This is a genomic window from Baekduia soli, assembly GCF_007970665.1.
Lineage (GTDB): Bacteria > Actinomycetota > Thermoleophilia > Solirubrobacterales > Solirubrobacteraceae > Baekduia > Baekduia soli.
In genome coordinates this window covers 2,611,390-2,630,651 of sequence record NZ_CP042430.1, presented here as the reverse complement: position 1 = coordinate 2,630,651, position 19,262 = coordinate 2,611,390, and the positions used below count along the sequence as shown (strand labels likewise).

Genomic DNA, 19,262 nt, shown 5'->3' with positions numbered 1-19,262 from the left:
GCGGACCTGACGCGCCCGTGTCCGCCTGCGACTCCAGGGAGGCCGGCGCGGACGGCGACGACCGCGAGGCGGACGCCGGAGGGACATACGCACGGGTCGCCGGGCTGCCGTTGTGCGTGGAGCGGTGCGAGCTGCTGCCGCTGGCCCGCGACATCTCGAGCGGGTTCACGAAGATCTCCACGGTCGTGCGGCTGAGTGGCGACGGCCACGAGGGCCAGGGCGAGGACATCACCTGGGACCAGATCGACCACCTCGAGCACCTGCGCGGCGCCGGCGAGCTCTCGTGGCTGCGCGGGACGCGCACGCTGGACGCGTTCTCCACCCTGCTCGGGCTCGCCGACCTCTTCCCGGTGGCACCGATCCGCGAGAGCGCCCGCGACTACCGCCGCTGGGCCTTCGAGAGCGCCGCGCTGGACCTCGCCCTGCGCCAGAGCGGCCTGTCGCTGCAGGACGCCGTCGGCCGGGCAGCCGAGCCGGTGACGTTCGTCGTGTCCCTGCGGCTCGACGATCGCGCGGGCCTCGCGCGCCTGCGCGCCCTCCGCGCGGCGGATCCCGGCCTGAGGTTCAAGCTCGACCCCGTCGACAGCTGGGACGATGCGCTGCTGGCCGAGCTGGCGGCGCTGGACTGCGTCGACGTCGTCGACATGAAGGGGCTGTATCGCAACGCGACGGTCGCCATGGACGCCGACCCCGTCCTCTACGGCCGGGTCTTCGAGCACCTGCCGCGGGTGTGGATCGAGGACCCCGCGCTCGCGCCGGCCACGATCGGGCTGCTCGACGGCCGCCGCGACCGCGTCACCTGGGACGAGCCGATCCACGCCGTCGGCGACATCCGGGCGCTGCCGTGGAGGCCCCGGCTGCTCAACCTCAAGCCCGCGCGCTTCGGCAGCGTGCGACGGCTGTTCGAGACCTACGACTACTGCCGCGCGCACGACATCGGCGCCTACGGCGGGGGCATGTTCGAGCAGGGCCCGGGCCGCGGGCAGCTCCAGTACCTGGCGTCGCTGTTCCACCCCGACGGCCCCAACGACCTCGCTCCCGTCGCCTACAACCTGCACGCCCCGGCGGGCGGGCTCCCCCGCTCGCCGCTGGCCCCCGAGCCCCACGAGACCGGCTTTCGCTGGGGCGACTACGACGCGCGCCGCAGCATCCGCGAGGCGCCGGGCGGCCCCGGGGCGCGGTAGCGGCCCGGGACGGGGCTCAGGCCGCGCGGGGCACCGGCCGATATCCCGGATGTGCCCCTCCTCCGCCTCGCCCCGCTCAAGGTCTGCCGCGACGCCGCCGGCGGCGTCCGCATCGCCGCCCCGCCCGACCGCTCGCCCGTCGTGGTGCGCGCCGCCACGGCGCTCACGGAGCTGACGCGCCGCGCCGGCGCCGACGGCGCGCGCCCGGTCGACGTGCAGCCCGTCGTCCAGGTCTGCGACCCGGAGGCCTACGCACGCTGGCGCTCGGGCCGCGAGGTCGTGTGGCGGGCCCAGGGCGGCCGCTACACCACGGCCTCCTGGCCGGCCGCGCTCGCGCCCGACGAGATGGCCGCCGTCCTGCTCCCGCTGGCCGCCGGCGCCGCCGCGCGCCCGGGGGGCAAGGCCCCGCGCGTGGTGGCCGACCCGCTCTTCAGCACGGGCTCGCGCGCCAAGGGCGCCGAGGCCGAGGACGTGGCCCTCGGGCTCCTCGCGGAGTGGCTGCGCCGGAGCGTGCCCGGTCCGGCGCTGCGCGTGGCCCCGCCCCTGCTCGAGCTCGTCACCGCGGCGGGCACCGGTCCGCGCCGCGGGCTGGACCTCGGGCTGGACTGGCCGCTGGCGGGGGCGTAGGGCGCCCGTCAGACGCCGGCGCGATCGGCCGGCAGGCCGTCGGACGCCGGCGGCTCCTCGGGCAGGAGCCCGTGGCGCATCGCGAACAGGCTGGCCTGTGCGCGGGTCGACACGCCGATCTTGGTGTAGATGTGCTCGATGTGGTTGGCCGCGGTCTTCGGCGCGATGACGAGCCGCTCGGCGATCACCCGCGTCGACAGGCCCCGGGCGGCCAGCCGCAGGACCTCGACCTCCCGCACGGTCAGGCCCGCCGGCCCCTCGCGGCGACGCGCCACGCGATGACCGGCGGCGCCGAGCACGGCCTCCACCGCCTCGCGGTCCAGGCGGCCCGCACGGACCTCGGCGCGCAGCTGGGTCGCCGCCTCGCCGGCGCCGTGCGCCGGCCGGTGCGGGCGCGGCTCGCACATGGCCTGGTAGGCGTCGGCGGCGCCGAGGACCCGCGCCAGGCGCGGGATCGCCGGGCCCGCCAGGCCGTGCGGGTGGCCCGAGCCGTCCAGGCGCTCGCGGTGGGCCACGGCGATCCGGCCCAGCGGCGCCAGGGCCGGGGACTGGCGCAGCATGCGCTCGGTCAGGTAGGGCAGCATCCGCACGCGCTCGCGCTCGCCGGCGCCGAGCGGGCCGGGCTTGTCCCAGATCGCGTTGGAGATCCCCAGACGCCCCAGGTCGTGGGCCAGCCCGGCCCGGCGCAGGGCGCGGACCTCGCCGGCGTCGAGGCCCAGCCGCTCGCCCGCCGCGGCGGCCAGCCCGGACACCGCGCGGGCGTGGCCGAGCGTGAACGGGGACTTGAGGTCGACGAAGTCGGCGATGGCCAGCAGCGCGTCGTCGAAGGCGTCGGGCGACAGGGCGCCGACGAGCATGGGCTCGGCGGCGATGACGGCATCCCAGGTCGCGGCGTCGTCGAGGTCGGCGAGCAGCAGGTCGGCCTCCTCGGCGAAGACCGCCGCCAGCTCCGGGTCGAACTGGGTGCCCGCGCGCTCGCGCGCGAACGTCCGGGCCGCCTCGACGCCGCCGACCCGGTGGGCGACCTCCACGAACTCGGCCAGCTGGGCCAGCCGGGCGGCGATCGGGACGTCGTCGCCGCGCAGCCGGCCCGGCCAGCCGCGGCCGTCCCACTGCTCGTAGGTGCTTCCGACCGCGTCCAGCACCGCGTCGGGCAGGGCGAGCTGCTCGGCCAGGCCCCGGGCCATCTCGGCGTGGTGGCGGATCATGTCGTCGACGGCCTGGCGGCCCGACAGCGCGAACTCCAGGCCGACGCGGAACCGGTGCAGCGGCGGGTTGCCCGAGCCGAGCAGCCGCATACCCGCCACCGTCGCCCGCATGCTGCCCAGCGGATGCTCGTAGCGCGCGGCCCGCAGCGCGATGTCGTCCCCGAACCACCTGGCCTGCTCGTGGGCGTCGGAGTGGCAGCCGACGTTGACCAGCAACGCCGCGTAGTAGACGACCGCCCGCGAGCCGTCGTCGAGGCCGACGCGCTCGGCCAGGCGCAGCGCGATCAGGCACTGGCGCAGCACGTGCTCCATCGGCTGGCCGAATCCGAGGTCGACGCCCAGCGACAGCGCGCCCACCAGCTCGGCGAGCCGGACCTGCGCCCGTTCGATCCCAGCGCCGCCCACGCGCCGAGCGTAGTGCGCGCCGGGCCCGGGCGCGACCTAGAGGAACGCCCAGCCCGCCCGGCCCGCCGCGCAGTTCTCGTAGGCCAGCGGGTCGATCGTCTGGTAGACGCCGATGGAGCGCTCGCCGTCGCACTCGACCACGCACAGGTGCTCGTCGAGCCCCGCGATGCGAGACCGCACCTCCGGCCGCGCGATCTCGTAGGTCTCGCCCTCCACGAGATCGGGCCCGTCGTAGGAGCCCTGGTGGATGTCGCCGTCGGGCGTGCCGCCGTACATCCCGCAGCGCAGGAACGTCGTGAGCTGGTCGATCTTGGTGTAGTGCAGCGTCTTGACCTCGCCGGTGTCCAGCGGGTAGTCGATGATGCCCTCGGCGAAGATGTTGGTGTCGGGCTCGAAGCGCAGCCGGCGGGTCGGCCGGCGCACGCGCCCGGACCCGGGGCGGCTGTCGCCGAAGTAGTAGTAGACGCGGTCGCCCCACAGCGTCCAGTCCCCGAAGGCCACGAAGGCGTTGCCGTTGGTGCCGACGTGCAGGCGGCCCCCGAGCGACAGAGCCGGCCCGCCGACGCCCCGGCCCGTGCCCCAGTGGCGGTCGCGGGTGCCCACCGACCCCTCGCCGAGCTCGATGCGCTCCCCGCCGGCCGACACCCAGCCGCGGACGGTGCCGAAGCCCTCGAAGCCGGTGGTGACGTCGTTGCGCCGGCCCGGCGGGGTGCCGTGGGCCAGCGTCGACAGCGGCTCCCGGAACGTCTGGCGGGTGGTGTCCTCGAAGTCGATCTCGAACGCCAGGTCCTGGTCGTTGTCCTCCAGCACGAACCGCCAGTGGCGCAGGCCGCGGATGATCTCGGGCGCGATCGGCCCGACGCGCAGGTCGGTCCGGTCGACGCCCAGGCGGCGGAACGCGCGGACGCTCGTGTGCCGGCCGGCGTGGCTGACGATGGCGTAGGCCTCGGCCCGGTCGAGGTTGGGGTAGAAGCTCCCGCCGACGGCGACGACGACCGAGCCGGCCGCGTCGTGGCAGACCATCCAGTAGCGCTCGTAGGCGCGCGGGTCGCCGGTCCACATCACCCGGATCGGATCGGGGGTCTGGTGGATCATGTAGTCGTCGATGGGCGACAGCGGGAACTGCTCGTCCAGATGCGGCTCGGTCATGCGGCGCTCCCCTTCGTGATCTGGCGCATGCCGGTGCTCAGCACCTTCTGCGTCGGCCGGTAGGCCTTGTCGGACCGGTCCTCGACGTAGGCGCGCAGGCCGCTGACCTGCATGACGAGGGTGCGGAACGTGGCGAACGTCTGCCACCAGTGCAGGGCATCCTCGTCGACGTCGAAGCCCGTCGCGTCGGCGTAGCGCTGCAGGAGCTGGTCGCGTTCCCATGCGCCGGCGATGAGGTGCTCGCGCTCGCGCAGCGGCTGGGTCACCCAGCCGAGGTCCTCGTGGCGGTCGCCGAGGTGGGCGAGCTCCCAGTCCAGCAGCGCGGTGATCTCGCCGTCGGCCAGCAGCACGTTGCCCGGCTTGAAGTCGGCGTGCACGAGCACCGTGGGCTCCGAGCGCGGCGCGTGGTCGCGCAGCCAGGCCAGGATCGCCTCGATCTCGTCGTAGCGGCGCAGCTCGTCGGTGCGCAGGACCTGCTCGAAGCGGGCCAGCTCGGCCTCGGCGGCGCCGGGCCCGGGGTCGGGCAGGATCTCCCCCAGGCCGAGCTGCGCCCACGGCACGAGGTGCACCGCGGCCAGCAGGTCGCAGAAGCGCTCGGCCAGCGACACCCGCGTCGCGAGCGGGAGGTGGTCGTTGTTGACGACGAAGTAGTCCGACTCCCCGGCCAGGCGGCGCATGACCAGCGATGGGCGGCCCAGCCACTCCCCCGTGGCGTCCAGCCAGCGCACCTTCGGGACCGGCAGGCCGCTGGGCTCCAGCGCCCGCAGCAGGTTGAACTCCAGCTCGCGGTCGGTGTCGACCAGCCCGCCCTCGGGGTCGCGGCGCACGATGAGGGGCTCGGGCCCGGACGCGTCGCCGCCCCAGACGGCGTCCAGCGACCAGTTCTCGCGCGACTTGCCCAGCGACGCGCGGTGCAGCCGCACGATCTCGGGCGGCGTCTCGCCGGTCTGTGCGCCGATGAACGCCTGGATGAGCTGGATGATCTCCGCGTCGCTGGCACCCGCATCGGCCGATGGCCTGGTCATAGACTCTCCTGTCTCCATGGATGATGCGGTTCTCCCGACGCTGGTCAGATCCGGCGACGCCATTCTGGTCAGCCAGGGCACGGGCGAGCCGCGCACCTTGACCGAGGCGCTCGTCCGGAGCCGGGCCCAGCTCGGCGTCGTGACCGTCTTCCTCGGCGCATCCTATGCCGGGACGTTCGCTCCGGAGCACGCCGACCACCTGCGGTTCACGAGCTTCGGCGGCCTGGGGACCAACGCGCCGCTCGCCCGGGCGGGCGCGCTCGACATCTGGCCGTGCCATGTCTCCGAGCTTCCGGCCGACATCGCCGCCGGCCGGGTGCCCGTGGACGTCGTGCTGCTGCAGGTCGCTCCGGCCGGGCCGGACGGGCGGCACTCGCTCGGCGTCGTCGGCGACTACCTGCAGCCGGCGATCGCCGTGGCGCGGACCGTCATCGCCGAGGTCAACGACCAGATGCCGCGGACGGCCGGCGACACGGTCGACCCCGCCGACATCGACCATGTCGTCCACACGTCGCGCCCGATCGTCGCGGTGCCCCCGCCGGAGGTCGGGCCGGTCGAGGCGCGCATCGGCGAGCTCGTCGCCGGCCTGGTCCCCGAGCGGCCCGTGCTCCAGCTCGGCCTCGGCAAGCTGGGCTACGCGGTGGCCGGCGCACTGCGCGACCGCCGCGACCTCGCGCTGCACACCGGCGTGGTCGGCGACTGGCTGGTCGACCTCACCGAGTCGGGCGCGCTGACCAACACCCACAAGCCCATCGACGCCGGCGCGACGGTGACGGGGACCATCGTGGGCTCCCGCCGCCTGTACGACTTCGTGCACGAGAACCCGCCGTGCTCATGCGGGGCATCGCCTACACCCACGACCCGGCCACCCTGCGCCGGCTCGAGCGGCTCACGGCGGTCAACGCCGCGCTGGAGGTCGACCTCACCGGGCAGGTCAACGCCGAGACCGTCGCCGGGCGCCACGTCGGCGCCGTCGGGGGCCAGGTCGACTTCGTCCGCGCCGCGATGGCCTCCCCCGGCGGACGGGCGGTCATCACGCTGCCGTCGACGGCGCGCGGGGGCACGATCTCGCGGATCGTGCCCCGCCTCGGCGACGGCGTCGTGACGACCTCGCGCGCGGACGCCGACGTCGTGGTCACCGAGCACGGCGTCGCCGACCTGCGCGGGATGGCGCTGTCCGAGCGCGCACGGCGCCTGACCGCGATCGCCGACCCGGCCCACCGCGAGGGCCTGGAGCGCCACGTCGCCGAGCACGGCCTGCGCTGAGCGCCCGGTCCCGCGCTCAGGTCCCGGGCTTGAACACCACCTTGAAGGTGCCGTCCTCCTTCTTCTGGAACTTCTCATAGGCCTCGGGCGCGTCGTCGAGCGGGACGTGGTGGGTGGCGAAGCTCTCGGTCCCCAGCGGGTCGTCGTCGCCGGCCAGCAGCGGCATGATGTCGTCGATCCAGCGCTTCACGTTGGCCTGACCGCCGCGGATCTGGATCTGCTTGTCGAAGATCTGCATGAGGTTCATCGGGCTGGCGGCGCCGCCGTAGACGCCGGAGATCGACACGGTGCCGCCGCGGCGGACGAGGTCGAACGCGCTGTTCAGCGCCGAGAGGCGGTCGATGCCCGCCGTCTCGATGACCTTGCGGGCGGCGGCGTCGGGCAGCAGGCCGGCCAGGCGGTGGGCGAGCTTGCCCACCGGCGCGCCGTGGGCCTCCATGCCGACGGCCTCCAGCACGGCGTCGGGACCGCGGCCGCCGGTCTGCTCGCGCACGACCGACGCGAGGTCGTCGTGGTCGTCGAGGTTGAGCGCCTGCACGCCGTGGGCGCGGGCGCGCTCGAGGCGGTCGGGCACGACGTCGATCGCGATGACCTGCTCGACGCCCTGGTGCTGGGCGATGCGCGTGGCCATCTCGCCGATCGGGCCCAGCCCGAGCACGAGGAGGCTGTCGCCCGGGCCCACGTCGGCGTACTTCACGCCCTGCCATGCCGTGGGCAGCACGTCGGAGAGGAAGAGGAACCGGTCGTCCGACGGGCCCTCGGGCACCTTGATCGGCCCGTAGTGGGCCTGCGGGACGCGCAGCAGCTCGGCCTGGCCGCCGGGGACCTGGCCGTAGAGCTTGGAGTAGCCCAGCAGGGCCGCGCCGGTGTCGTACTCGCGGCCCTGCGTCGTCTCGCACTGCGACTGCAGCCCGGTGTCGCACATGTAGCAGCGCCCGCACGAGATGTTGAAGGGGATGACGACGCGGTCGCCCGGCGCGATGTCGGTGACCTCCGCGCCGACGGCCTCGACGATGCCCATGGGCTCGTGGCCGAGGATGTCGCCGGCGTCGAGGTAGGCCCCGAGGACCTCGTAGAGGTGCAGGTCGGAGCCGCAGAGCCCGGAGGACGTGACCCGGATGATCGCGTCGGTCGGCTTCTGGATCGTGGGATCGGGAACGGTGTCGACGCGGACGTCGTGGATGCCCTGCCAGGTGAGTGCCTTCATCACCTGGCGCTACCCGGTGACCGGTCCTGCACACACGCGCATCCGTCGGACGTCGCCCTCATCCCGGACCCGGGCAGGCGCCGTAGCCCCGGGGACGCGCTCCCGCGCCCTCCGACAAGGACGGACCACCGTGCCCCAGCATCCCGCCCGCCTCTCCGGCCGGCGCATCCTCATCACCGGCGCGAGCTCGGGCGTCGGCCTGGAAGCCGCGCGCCGCTTCGGCGCCGAGGGCGCCCGCCTCGCGCTGCTGGCCCGTGGCGAGGAGGCCCTGCACGCCAGCGTCGCCGAGCACGGCCTCGACGCGCTCGTGCTGCCCGTCGACCTCACCGACCGGACCGCCGTCGAGGCGGCCGTCGCCGAGGCCGCCCAGGCGCTCGGCGGGCTGGATGTCGTCGTCTCCAACGCCGCGTCGGCCGTGTTCGGCCACGTGCTCGAGGTCCACGCCGACGACTTCGACCGGACCGTCGCCGTGACGTTCACCGGGGCGGTCAACGTCCTGCGCGCCGCGCTGCCGCACCTGCGCGCCTCGCAGGGGACCATCGTCGCCACCGGATCGCTCATGGCGCGGGTGCCGCTGCCGACCTGGTCGTCCTACAGCGCCGCCAAGCACGCCCTGCGCGGCTTCCTCAACAGCGTGGCCATCGAGGAGCGCGAGCAGGGCACCGGCGTGCGCGTGGCGATCGTCCACCCGGGGCCCATCGACACGCCCCTGTTCGCCCAGGCCTCCAGCGCGACGATGCTCCAGCCGCGCGTGGCCCCCGACGCCTACGCCGCCGGGGTCGTCGCCCAGGCGCTGGTCGAGGTGGCCGTCCGGCCCCGGCCCGAGGTCGTCCTCGGGGGCGAGACGCGCCTGCTCGACGCGATGTTCTCCCTCACGCGGCCGGCCGCCGAGGCCGTGCTGCTGCTCGTGGACCGCTGGTATCGCAGCGGCACCGAGGCCGCCGCCCGGCCCGGGTCGCTGTGGGTCGCGCCCGCGCGCCCGCAGGCCAGCGGGGGCATCCCGGCGCGCGACAGCCTGCTGGCCCCGCTGCAGCTCGGCCGCCGCCTCCTCCCCGCCCGCGCCACGCCGCTGCGCTTCGCCGCGCACCTGGCGCTCGCCGCCCGCCGGCTGCCCGCGCTGCGGCGCACGCTCATGCGGCCGGTGCCCGAGCGCCCGGCGCCGGCCGAGGGCCTGGCCGCCGGCGGCGGCCGGCGACCCGAGCGGGCAGGCCGCGTGACCGTCTGAGCAGCGCCGCGCCGGGGCGCGCCGCCGCCTCGGGCCCCGGCCACGCTCCCGGGCGGGGCGAGCATGAACAGCTCCATCTCGAGGTCGGGGCCGACGTCGATGAACGTGTGCTGCGTGGCGTCCTGGAAGGCGCTGCGGGTCTCCTGGACGATCGTGGAGCGCTGCAGCTCGATCATCGTCCTCTCCACGTCGGTGCAGGCCCCGCCGAGGACCGGACCGGAGCCCACGGCGATGACGCGTGCGCCCTTCCGCTTCGCCAGCTGCCGCGGGATCGCGTCCCCGGCCGCGAGCGACGCCCGGCCCGCGGCATCGTGTGTGGCGCCTCGCCGCCCAGGGAACGCCGACTCATGGTGTGACCAGCTCGGATCTCGGCGACGGACGCGTGCAGTGGGAATGCGACAGCCCCGGCTGCCGCGCCTACGTCCAGTTCCACCGCGGCCTGGCCTCGACCGTCCCGAAGGGCTGGCAGATGGACACCACGCAGACACGAGCGGCATGGCATCGCCGCGATCGCCCTCGCACGTACTGCCCGGCGCACGCGTACCGGAGCCCGCCGCCGGGCGCCCACGACCCACCCGCCCAGTCCTCGGGGCCGAGGTAGGCGGCGATCACCTCGATCGTGGCCGTGCTGACCTGAAGGCGCGCGGCGATCTCCGAGGTCTGATGCTCGGGGAGCTCTCCATCAACGCCACCTCGCCTCCCCTGCGGCCGATGCCCCGCCTCCGCGGGGTTGCCGAGGGCCACGACCGTGACTTGTCCGGATGGCGCCGCGCCTGGGCGGGCCTACGGTGGGAGCCACGATGCGCGCCCCCGTCCGGTCCGAGCCCGAGGTCGTCCGCCTGACGGTCGCCCACGAGCGGCGCGACGTCGGCGCCGACGACGTCATCGTGGCCGGTCCCCTGCGTGATCCTGGGACCTGGCAGGAGCGCGGCGTGCTCGAGCCGCTTCGGCGTGAGCTCGACGTCCCCGTGGTGCACCTCGCCTCCCAGCGCTGAGCGCATGCTGCGGCGCCGGGCAGTGCACGACCGGCGGGATGGCGCACCGGCCGCGGCGGCCATCGTCGTCGAGGACCTGCACCGCCGCTACGGCGACGTGGAGGCGGTGGCCGGCCTGAGCTTCAGCGTGCGGCGCGGGGAGATCTTCGCGCTGCTGGGCCCCAACGGGGCGGGCAAGACGACGACCATCGAGATCCTCGAGGGCTACCGGCGCCGCAGCGCCGGCACGGTCCGGGTGCTCGGCACCGACCCGGAGCGCGGCGGCCGCGCGCTGCGCGAGCGCATCGGGATCGTGCTGCAGGCGGCGGGGCTGGACGACGAGCTCACCGTCCGCGAGACCGTCGAGCTCTACGCCTCGTGCTACGCGACGCCGCGCGCGCTCCCCGAGCTGCTGGGCGAGGTCGACCTCGAGGACCGCCGCGACCGCCGCGTGCTCCACCTGTCGGGCGGGGAGCGGCGGCGGCTGGACCTCGCGCTCGCGCTCGTCGGCGACCCAGAGCTCGTGTTCCTCGATGAGCCGACCACCGGGCTGGACCCGGCCGCCCGCCGGCGCGCCTGGGGGACGATCGCCGGCCTGCGGCGCGCGGGCCGCGCGATCGTGCTGACCAGCCACTACATGGACGAGGTCCAGCAGCTGGCCGATCGCGTGCTCGTGATGGCCCGCGGTCGCGCCGTGGCCACGGGGTCGCCCGCGGCGCTGCGCGCGGGACGGGGGCGGCCGACGACGATCGCCTTCCAGCTCCCGGACGGCGCCACGCTCCCACCGGACCTCGCGATGCTCCTACGTCCCGGCGCCCGCGCCTGCGCCGAGGGGGAAGCGGCGATCGGCCTCTGCACCGACGAGCCCACTCGCGTGCTGCACCGGCTGACCGGCTGGGCGCTGGCGCAGGGCTTCGAGCTGCGCGGGCTGAGCGTCGTCGAGCCATCGCTGGAGGACGTCTACCTCGAGCTGACAGAGGAGCCGGAGGCGGTCCTCCATGGCTCCTGACCGGCGACGGCCACGGCGGTGGCGGATGTTCGCCGCTCAGGTCGGCTACCAGAACCGGATGCTCCTGCGCTCCCCCATGGCGGCGTTCTCGACGCTGGCGCTGCCCGTCGTCGTGCTCCTGGCGGTGACGCTGCTCAACAGTGGGCGGACGCTGCCCTCGCGCGGCGGTATCGACTTCAGCCAGTTCTTCGCACCGGCCATGGTCGCCTTCGCCGTCATGGTCGCCGGCTACGTCAACGTCCTCACCGGCGTGACGCTCGCCCGCGACCGCGGCGTGATGAAGCGCATGCGCGGCACCCCACTGCCGCCGTCCCTGTACTTCGCTGGGCGCCTGGCGTCCACGGGACTCGTGACGGCGCTCGCCGCCGTGGCGATCGTCACGGCGGCAGTCGCCGTCTACGACGTCACCGTGCCCTGGAGCGCCATGCCGGCGGCAGCGCTGACCGTCGTGGTCGGCGTCGTGTGTTTTGCGGCGCTCGGCCTGGCGGTCGCCGGCATCATCCGCTCGGGCCAGAGCGCGATGGCCGTCGCCTGGGGCACGCTGCTGCCGTTGATGTTCATCTCCGACGTCTTCCTGCCCCTGGACACCGGGCCCTCGTGGCTGCGCGACCTGGGGTCGGCCTTCCCGCCCAGGCACCTGGCCATCGCCCTCGAGACGGCATTCAACCCACGGACCGGCAACGCCACCCCGCGCTGGGGCGACCTCGGCGTGCTGGTCGCCTGGGCCGTCGCGGCGAGCATCACGGCCTTCATGCTCCAGCGGCGCCCTGCCTGACGGGCACGCAAGCGTGGTCGGGATGGCTCGACGATGGGCCGGGCGCGCCGGCGGACCCGCGTCCGTGCACCGGCGAATCGGGGTGATGCGGACACGCCGCAGGAAGGATCCGGGGCGTTCCCGATGCGCCCGACGAGCGGTCGAGAGGCTTGCGCCGAGGCTGACGGCGACGATCACCGCGCGAGCGCCTCGCGCCGCGCCTCGCGCATGCCCGAGCGAGCAGCCGCCTGGCGAAGCGCCGTCAGGTAGACGCGCTCGTAGGCCGAGGTGACACCGTCGACGTCGTAACGACGGTGCACGCTGGCGCGGCACGCCGCCGGGTCGATCTCGGCCAACCGGCCGACTGCGACGGCCATCGCGTGCTCGTCCTCGACGAGGAAGCCGTTGATGCCGTCGATCACGATGTTCCGGGCCGCGCCCTCGGGGAACGCGATCACGGGCGTCCCGCAGGCCAGTGCCTCGACCATGACCATCCCGAACGGCTCCTCCCAGCGGATCGGCATCAGCAGTGCGGCAGCGCCGGACAGGACACGTTGCTTGGCCAGGCCGCCGACCTCGCCGACGTAGTGCACCCCGGATCCGTCGATGTGCGGTTCGACCTGTTCGGCGAAGAAGCGCTCCTGACCCGTCTGGACCGGACCGGCGAGCACGAGCGTCCGATCGGCCATTCGCGCGGCGACGATGGCGCGGTGCGGGCCCTTGGTCTCGTGCATGCGACCGAGCCAGAGCAGATGCCGGCCCTTGTCACGCACCAGGGGCCAATCATCCACGGCGAGCGGGTTGGGCACGACTGCGGAGATCGACACGTCACCCGGGGCGCTGCGCCGCTGAGCAGGACTGATCGCCACGAGGACCGCCTTGTGGCCGTGGCGACCGTAGAAGCCGCCGAGTCGCGGCTCGAACGGGCCGTGGATGGTGTGGACCATCGGCGTGGCGAGCCGGTCGGCCATCGCCACCGCGGTGAAGCCGGAGTGATCGTGGACCACGTCGAACGGTGCTCCGGATGCCCTGGCGTCGTCGATCTCCGCCATCGCCAGGGCGACGTGATCAGCCTCGTACGGGGGTTCGCCGATCGCGTCCGGGTACGCGTGCTCCAGCAGCGATCGGACGGTCGCCGACGACCGCGACCCCGGCGCCGCGAACAGGGTCACGCCGTGACCGCGGGCGGCGAGCTGCTCGGTCAGCTGGTGGACGACCGATTCGATGCCGCCGTAGCCCGAAGCGGGAACCGGGATCCACGGCGGCGCGAGCATGGCGATCCGCAGTGGGCGGGAGGCGGTGTGGGGGCGGTGAGAGCCAGGACATCCATGGGCGAGGTGCCTCTCGCCGGACGCTAGGCCGCCACGGCGGTCCGTTGCCAGGGGAGTCGCCCGCGCAAGTGCCCGGCGAATTACGGATGCGCCACGTGACATGTCGCCTACGATCGGTGGGGTTCCGATGCCCGAGCCGCAGGACCACGAACGGCATGGGTCCGGCGGCCCCGCCGGAGAGCCGGTCACGGCGCACGTCAGCCCGACCGGGGAGGAATTCGAGGTCCTCGGCCGGGCGGGCCCGGTCGCGCTGGAGCCGGCGCCCGACGTCCCGGCGGAGGCCCGGGAGGACCTGCTGGTCCTCAAGTGCGATGACCTGTTCCTGTGTGCTCGTCGCGACGGCGACGTGCTGACGGGCCGTGTCAGCGGCGAGGGCCTGTACACGCAGGACACGCGGTTTCTCTCCCGCCTGCGTGTGCGGCTCTCCGGCGCCGCGCCCGTGATGCTCTCCTCGACGGTCACGTCGGGGTACGGCGCGGTGATCGACGCGACGAACCCCGTGCTGGACGGCGTGCCCCAGGAGACCGTCAACATCCGACGCCGGCTGATCGTCAGCGACCGGCTCCATTGCGAGGTGGCCATCACGAGCTACCGGCCCTGCCCGATCGCCCTCGACCTCGTCGTGGAGCTGGGCGCGGACTTCGCCGACGTGTTCGAGGTGCGCGCCGCCGCCCGGCGGGACGCCCGGGGTCGGGTCCTCGCGACCAAGCTCGACTCGACGCGGGTCGTGTTCGCCTATGTCGGCGAGGATGGCGGGCACCGTGAGACGCGCGTGCATCTCGAACCGGCCGCGTCGGAGGTGCGGCCGGACGGCGATGGTGCCGTCGCCCGCTGGCGCCTCGAGATCCCGCCCCGAGGCTCCGCGTCGGTCGTCGTGGCTGTGGAGCCCTGGACGGGCGAGCGTGCCGCGGGAGACCGATCGCTCGGAGACGCCATCGCATCCGTCGATCACGCCAGCCGCGTCTGGCACGACGCGTGCACCAGGATCGAGACCGACGACGACGGACTGGCGCGCCTCATCGACGCCTCCCTTCGTGACCTCCACGCGCTGCTGACCACGACCACCCACGGCCGCCTGCCGGCCGCCGGGATCCCCTGGTACGTGGCTCCGTTCGGACGCGACTCGATCTGGGCCTCGCTGATGGCGTTGATGATGGAGCCTGACGTCGCGCGCGAGACGCTGCTGGTGCTGGCCGCCCTCCAGGCCGAGGCCGACGAGCCCTGGCGAGATGCCGAGCCGGGGAAGATCCTGCACGAGCTGCGATGCGGTGAGCTCGCGCGAGCGGGCATCATCCCCCACCGGCCCTATTACGGGACCGTCGACGCGACGCCGCTGTTCCTCGTGCTCGCCGCGGGCTACCTTCGGTGGACCGGCGACCTGGGCACGCTGACCGCTCTGCGTCCCGCGCTCGACGCCGCGCTGCGCTGGATCGACGAGTTCGGAGACCTCGACGGCGACGGGTTCATCGAGTACGAGCGGCGCTCAGCCGGCGGCCTGCTCCAGCAGGGCTGGAAGGACAGCCACGACTCGATCATGCACGCCGACGGCACGCCGGCCGAGGGGCCGATCGCCCTGGTCGAGGCCCAGGCCTACGTCTATCTGGCGAAGACCGAGGTCGCCGAGGTCTACGATGCGTTCGGCGACGGCGAGCGCGCAACCGCCCTGCGCCGAGACGCCGACGACCTGCGCCGGCGCTTCGATGCCGCATTCTGGGACGCCGAGGCCGGCAGCTACGTCCTTGCGCTGGACGGCCGCAAACGCCAGGTCCGGAGCATCGCCTCCAACCAGGCGCACGCGCTGTACTGCGGCATCGCCGACCCCGAGAAGGCCGCGCTGGTCGCGGAGCGGCTCATGGCACCCGACATGTTCTCGGGATGGGGCCTGCGGACGCTGTCGGCCGACTCGCCGGCGTACAACCCGATGAGCTATCACAACGGGTCGGTGTGGCCGCATGACAACGCCATCGCCGCCGCCGGGCTCAAGCGGTACGGCCACGCCGCCCAGGCCGCTCGCATCGCCCGTACGATGCTCGATGTCGGCGCCCTTGCTCGCGATGCGCGGCTGCCGGAGCTGTTCTGCGGGTTCTCGCGCCGCGACGCCCAGGTGCCCGTCGCCTATCCCGTCGCGTGCATCCCGCAGGCGTGGGCGGCGTGCACGCCGTTCCTGCTGCTCAAGACGCTGCTCGGTCTGCGCGCCGATGCTCGGTCGGGCGCGCTCATGGTCGACCAGCCCCTGCTTCCCCCCGACGTCGCACGGCTGGAGCTCCACGGATTGCGGATCGGCGAGGGCAGCGTGTCGCTGTCGTTTCGCAGCGAGGGCGGCGTGACGGGCTTCTCGCTGCTCGAGCAGCACGGCGCCGTACGGGTGACGATGTCCGCGTGACGCTCCCCGCCGCGCTGCGACGTCGCTTCGAGGCGGTCGTGTTCGACTGGGACGGCACCGCCGTGTCCGACCGGCACGCAGATGCGACTCGGGTGCGAGCCCTCATGGAGGCCTGCTGCGCCGAAGGCCTCAACCTCGTCCTCACCAGCGCGAGGGACATCGGCGACGTCGACGCCCAACTCGGCGCCAGGCCGTCCGGACCGGGCACCCTGCGCCTGGCGGTCAATCGCGGCGCGGAGGTCTTCGCGGCCGACGCCGACGGCGTCCGCCTCCTCCCTCGACGGACGGCCCGAGCAGCGGAGCAGAACGCGGCGGCCGCCCAGACCGCCGGGGCGCCGGCGTCGCCCCTCGCGACGGAGGCGAGGCGCGTCGAGATCGGCCTGAACGACCCGGCGGACGCGGCTCGCTGGATCCTGGAGGGACTCTGGTCGTTGGGCATCGGGCCCTCGCAGATCCTCGTCTGCGGGGCCGCGTCCGGCTCGGTCGGCCGCGACGCGCTGGTGTCGGCCCCGGGCGTGACCGCCGTGTCGGTGGGCGCAGCGTCCGATGGGATGCCGGCCGGCGTGCTGAGCCTGCCGGGAGGTCCGGTCCGGTTTGCCGAGATCCTCGCCGACCAGCTGACGCGCCGCCGGCGCCGCGACCCTCCCAGCGTCGGCGACGAGACGGGCTGGGCGTTCTCGGTGCCCGCCATCGATCCTCGCAGCGAGCGCGCCGCAGAGGCGCTGCTGACACTCGGCGATGGTCGCACCGGGACCCGCGGGAGCGTCGTGGTCGTCGTGCCCGAGAGCGCTCCGCGCGTCCTGGTCGCCGGCGTGTACCGCGGTCATGGGCCCGAGACCGAGCTGCTGGCCGCCCCGTTGTGGAACATCATCGCCACGAACGCCGCGGCGCGCGGCGCGAGCCGGCGTCTGGATCTCCATGCCGGGACGTTGTGGCAGGCCGTCGAGACCGACGCCGGAGTGGTCGAGGCGGCCGCGTTCGCCTCGTTGGCGCGGCCCGGCACGATGGCGCTGCGCGCTCGCGCCCCGGCCGACGTGGTCAGCGCCGAGCAGGGTCTGCTTGACGCCGACACCCAGGAGGCGATCGCCGGTCCGGCGCGGGTCGCCGAGGACCCGGGATCGATCGCGGCGGCGCTGGTCGAAGATCGCAGCCGGCAGGACGACGGCGGTGTACGCCTCGAGCGCGTCGCCGGCTACACCTGGCAGGCCCACGGCGACGCCTCCATGCCATGGGCCGAGGAGCGGGCCCGGTCGGCCGCGCGACACGGCTACGAGCGCCTGCTCCGCGATCACCGCCGCGCCTGGGCCTCGCGCTGGGAGGTCTGCGATGCACGGATCGACGGCGACGACGAGCTCCAGCTTGCCGTCCGGCTCGCGATCTACCACCTCGTCGCCTCGACGCCGGCCGACGGCGAGGGGCCGGTCGGCGCCCGCGGGCTGACCGGCGATGCGTACCGCGGCCATGTCTTCTGGGACAGCGACTCCTACATGTTGCCGTTCCACGCCGCCACCAACCCGCCCTCCGCTCGCGCGATGCTCCAATACCGTGTGGCGCGGCTTCCCGGCGCCCTCCAGGAGGCGAAGGTCCGTGGGCGCGCCGGGGCCTGCTTTCCGTGGGAATCCGCCGAGGACGGCCGCGAGGTCACCCCAACGGCCGCCACCCTGCCGTCGGGAGAGGTCGTGCCGATCCGGACCGGCGACCTCGAGGATCACATCGACGCCGACATCGCGTGGGCCGCGTCGTCCTACGCAGCCTGGACGGGCGACACGACGTTCGCCCACGGTCCCGGCCGGGACCTCCTGCTGCACACCGCACGCTTCTGGGCGTCGCGCATCGCGGTCGAGGGCGCCCGTTCGCACATCCACGGCGTCATCGGCCCCGACGAGTACCACGAGGACGTCGACGACAACGCCTACACCAACGTCATGGCGCGCTGGAATCTGCGGGCTGCGGCACGCGTCGTCGACGACTCCATCCACGGCTGGGAGCGCGAGGCCGCCCACTGGCAGAGGCTCGCCGACGCCCTCGTCGACGGATACGACCCGGCCTCGGGCATCTACGAGCAGTTCGCCGGGTTCTCCGAGCTGGAGCCGCTGATCATCGCCCAGCTGGCCGACCGGCGCCCGGTCTCCGCGCCCCTGCTTCTGGGCGCCGAGCGTGTGGCCCGGTCGCAGGTCATCAAGCAGGCCGACGTCCTGATGCTGCACTACCTCGTGCCCGGCGAGGTCGCCGCCGGCTCGCTCGTCCCGAACCTGGAGTACTACGAGCCGCGCACGGCACACGGCAGCACGCTCTCTCCCGGCGTCCATGCCGCGTTGCTGGCGCGCGCGTGCCGGCCGGAAGAGGCACTGCAATGGCTCTGCGTGGCGGCGCGCATCGATCTGGACGACGTCGGTGCCACGACCGCCGGTGGCGTCCACCTCGCCGCGATGGGCACGGTCTGGCGCACGCTGAGCTGGGGCTTCGCCGGTCTGTCGCCGGGAGCAGATGCGCTGATCATCGATCCCCGGCCACTCCCGGCGTCCTGGGGATCGCTCGACGTCGGCGTGCGGTACAGGGGGACACCCGTGCGGATCCGGATCGACCCCGCCGGCGTCACCGTGGCGCCCGCCGGCCCCATCGACGTCCTGCTGGCGCCCACCGGCCACCGCGAACACGTCGGCTCGGCCGGGACCCGCCTCGTCGTACCCGAACCCCAGGGGCGACCGGCATGAAGGTCATGGCTGCCGTCGACGGCAGCACGATCAGCCCCTCCGTCCTGGACATCGCCGGTCGGATCGCGGCTCTGCTGCATGCCGACCTGGAGGCGATCCACGTCGGCGACGGGCTGCCGGCGACCATCAGCCACCTCCTGCGAGATCACCGCACCCCGCTGCGAACAGCGGACGGCCTCGCAGCCCAGGAACTTCGCCGCGCCGCACACGAGCCCGACATCGCGGCACTCGTCGTCGGGGCGCGTGGCCTGCCCGAGGGCCGGCACCCGGCGGGCCACGTCACCCAGGAGCTTATGACATCGCTCGAGCGTCCCCTGGTGGTCGTTCCTCCGGCCGGACGCCCCTCGCACCGAATGCAACGGATCCTCGTCGCGCTCGACGGCTCGGCGGCCGCTGCCGAGGCGCTGCGGCCCCTGATGCGGGCCGCGCAGGACGCAGGCCTGACGATCGTCGTCGTGCACGTCCTGGACCCGCGCACGGCGCCACCGTTCATCGATCAGCCCCACCACTGGTGCGAGGCCTACATCCAGGAGTTCCGTGCACGCAACGTCGTGGACGGCGATGCGGAGATCCACCTCCGCGCCGGCGACCCACCCGAGCGTCTGCTCGATGCCGCCAGGCAACTCGACGCCGACATCGTCGCCCTCGCCTGGAGCCAGACGCTCGCCCCAGGCCGCGCCGCGGTCGTGCGCAACGCGGTGGCCGACGGCGAGCTGCCGGTCGTCCTGGTTCCGGTGGCTGCGTCGTGAGGACGTCCCGCCGTCACGTGCGAGCCGGCCCATGGTCGGCGGCCCGGACCGG

15 protein-coding genes and 1 pseudogene are annotated in these 19,262 nt (G+C 74.2%); 11 read left to right on the top strand and 5 right to left on the bottom strand.

Features of this window, described 5'->3' with window-relative positions; all coding sequences use genetic code 11:
* Positions 1-17 precede the first annotated feature (17 nt).
* Together FSW04_RS12545 and FSW04_RS12540 are read left to right on the top strand one after the other, a co-directional pair.
* Positions 18-1,184 carry an enolase-like domain-containing protein gene (locus tag FSW04_RS12545; protein WP_146919710.1) on the top strand — a complete coding sequence of 389 codons (1,167 nt, stop codon included), beginning with the start codon at positions 18-20 and terminating at the stop codon, positions 1,182-1,184.
* 51 nt (positions 1,185-1,235) lie between these two features.
* Complete coding sequence (locus tag FSW04_RS12540; RefSeq protein WP_146919708.1) at positions 1,236-1,811, top strand: hypothetical protein; 576 nt, start codon at positions 1,236-1,238, stop codon at positions 1,809-1,811.
* 8 nt (positions 1,812-1,819) lie between these two features.
* On the opposite strand, the gene FSW04_RS12535 is transcribed toward FSW04_RS12540, so the two are convergent.
* The 3 genes from FSW04_RS12535 to FSW04_RS12525 are packed head-to-tail and all read right to left on the bottom strand — an operon-like array spanning position 1,820 to position 5,598.
* Positions 1,820-3,424, bottom strand: a complete 1,605-nt coding sequence (locus FSW04_RS12535; RefSeq protein ID WP_228430448.1) for an HD domain-containing phosphohydrolase — start codon at positions 3,422-3,424, stop codon at positions 1,820-1,822.
* A 36-nt stretch (positions 3,425-3,460) separates the two neighbouring features.
* Entirely contained in the window at positions 3,461-4,573 is a 1,113-nt protein-coding gene (locus FSW04_RS12530) for a hypothetical protein (RefSeq protein WP_146919706.1), read from the bottom strand.
* Positions 4,570-5,598, bottom strand: coding sequence for a phosphotransferase family protein (locus FSW04_RS12525; protein ID WP_146919704.1), 1,029 nt, complete (start codon positions 5,596-5,598; stop codon positions 4,570-4,572). The genes FSW04_RS12530 and FSW04_RS12525 overlap by 4 nt, the downstream gene beginning before the upstream one ends.
* Between FSW04_RS12525 and FSW04_RS27135 the strand changes: the two are divergent.
* Together FSW04_RS27135 and FSW04_RS27130 are read left to right on the top strand one after the other, a co-directional pair.
* Positions 5,531-6,070: pseudogene (locus FSW04_RS27135) on the top strand (hypothetical protein); the annotation flags it as partial. The gene FSW04_RS12525 and the pseudogene FSW04_RS27135 overlap by 68 nt on opposite strands.
* 362 nt (positions 6,071-6,432) lie before the next feature.
* Complete coding sequence (locus FSW04_RS27130; RefSeq protein WP_267128223.1) at positions 6,433-6,864, top strand: acetyl-CoA hydrolase/transferase C-terminal domain-containing protein; 432 nt, start codon at positions 6,433-6,435, stop codon at positions 6,862-6,864.
* 16 nt (positions 6,865-6,880) lie between these two features.
* Here the strand turns inward: FSW04_RS27130 and FSW04_RS12515 are convergent, their stop codons facing one another.
* The gene (locus tag FSW04_RS12515) at positions 6,881-8,071 is read right to left on the bottom strand and encodes a zinc-dependent alcohol dehydrogenase (RefSeq protein ID WP_146919702.1); all 1,191 of its coding nucleotides are present in this window, start codon (positions 8,069-8,071) and stop codon (positions 6,881-6,883) included.
* Between the two features lie 130 nt (positions 8,072-8,201).
* Here FSW04_RS12515 and FSW04_RS12510 point away from each other — a divergent pair, with 130 nt between their 5' ends.
* The 4 genes from FSW04_RS12510 to FSW04_RS12495 all read left to right on the top strand — a co-directional run bounded on the left by FSW04_RS12510 (position 8,202) and on the right by FSW04_RS12495 (position 12,054).
* The gene (locus FSW04_RS12510) at positions 8,202-9,296 is read left to right on the top strand and encodes an SDR family NAD(P)-dependent oxidoreductase (RefSeq protein WP_187368719.1); all 1,095 of its coding nucleotides are present in this window, start codon (positions 8,202-8,204) and stop codon (positions 9,294-9,296) included.
* 800 nt (positions 9,297-10,096) lie between these two features.
* A complete protein-coding gene (locus FSW04_RS12505) occupies positions 10,097-10,291 on the top strand; it encodes a hypothetical protein (RefSeq protein ID WP_146919698.1) in 195 nt (64 codons plus the stop codon).
* Positions 10,292-10,295: 4 nt separating this feature from the next.
* The gene (locus tag FSW04_RS12500) at positions 10,296-11,279 is read left to right on the top strand and encodes an ABC transporter ATP-binding protein (RefSeq protein ID WP_146919696.1); all 984 of its coding nucleotides are present in this window, start codon (positions 10,296-10,298) and stop codon (positions 11,277-11,279) included.
* Positions 11,280-11,304: 25 nt separating this feature from the next.
* Positions 11,305-12,054, top strand: coding sequence for an ABC transporter permease (locus FSW04_RS12495; RefSeq protein WP_187368718.1), 750 nt, complete (start codon positions 11,305-11,307; stop codon positions 12,052-12,054).
* A 173-nt stretch (positions 12,055-12,227) separates the two neighbouring features.
* Here the strand turns inward: FSW04_RS12495 and FSW04_RS12490 are convergent, their stop codons facing one another.
* Positions 12,228-13,307, bottom strand: coding sequence for a glycosyltransferase family 4 protein (locus tag FSW04_RS12490; protein WP_187368717.1), 1,080 nt, complete (start codon positions 13,305-13,307; stop codon positions 12,228-12,230).
* 184 nt (positions 13,308-13,491) lie between these two features.
* Between FSW04_RS12490 and FSW04_RS12485 the strand changes: the two genes are divergently transcribed.
* From FSW04_RS12485 to FSW04_RS12475, 3 genes are read left to right on the top strand one after another with little or no spacing between them, the layout of a single operon-like run.
* Entirely contained in the window at positions 13,492-15,747 is a 2,256-nt protein-coding gene (locus FSW04_RS12485) for an amylo-alpha-1,6-glucosidase (protein WP_187368716.1), read from the top strand.
* Positions 15,744-18,461, top strand: coding sequence for a glycosyl hydrolase family 65 protein (locus FSW04_RS12480; protein WP_146919687.1), 2,718 nt, complete (start codon positions 15,744-15,746; stop codon positions 18,459-18,461). Before FSW04_RS12485 ends, FSW04_RS12480 begins: the two co-directional genes overlap by 4 nt.
* Positions 18,458-19,210 carry a universal stress protein gene (locus tag FSW04_RS12475; protein WP_146919685.1) on the top strand — a complete coding sequence of 251 codons (753 nt, stop codon included), beginning with the start codon at positions 18,458-18,460 and terminating at the stop codon, positions 19,208-19,210. The genes FSW04_RS12480 and FSW04_RS12475 overlap by 4 nt, the downstream gene beginning before the upstream one ends.
* The last annotated feature ends 52 nt before the right edge of the window (positions 19,211-19,262 follow it).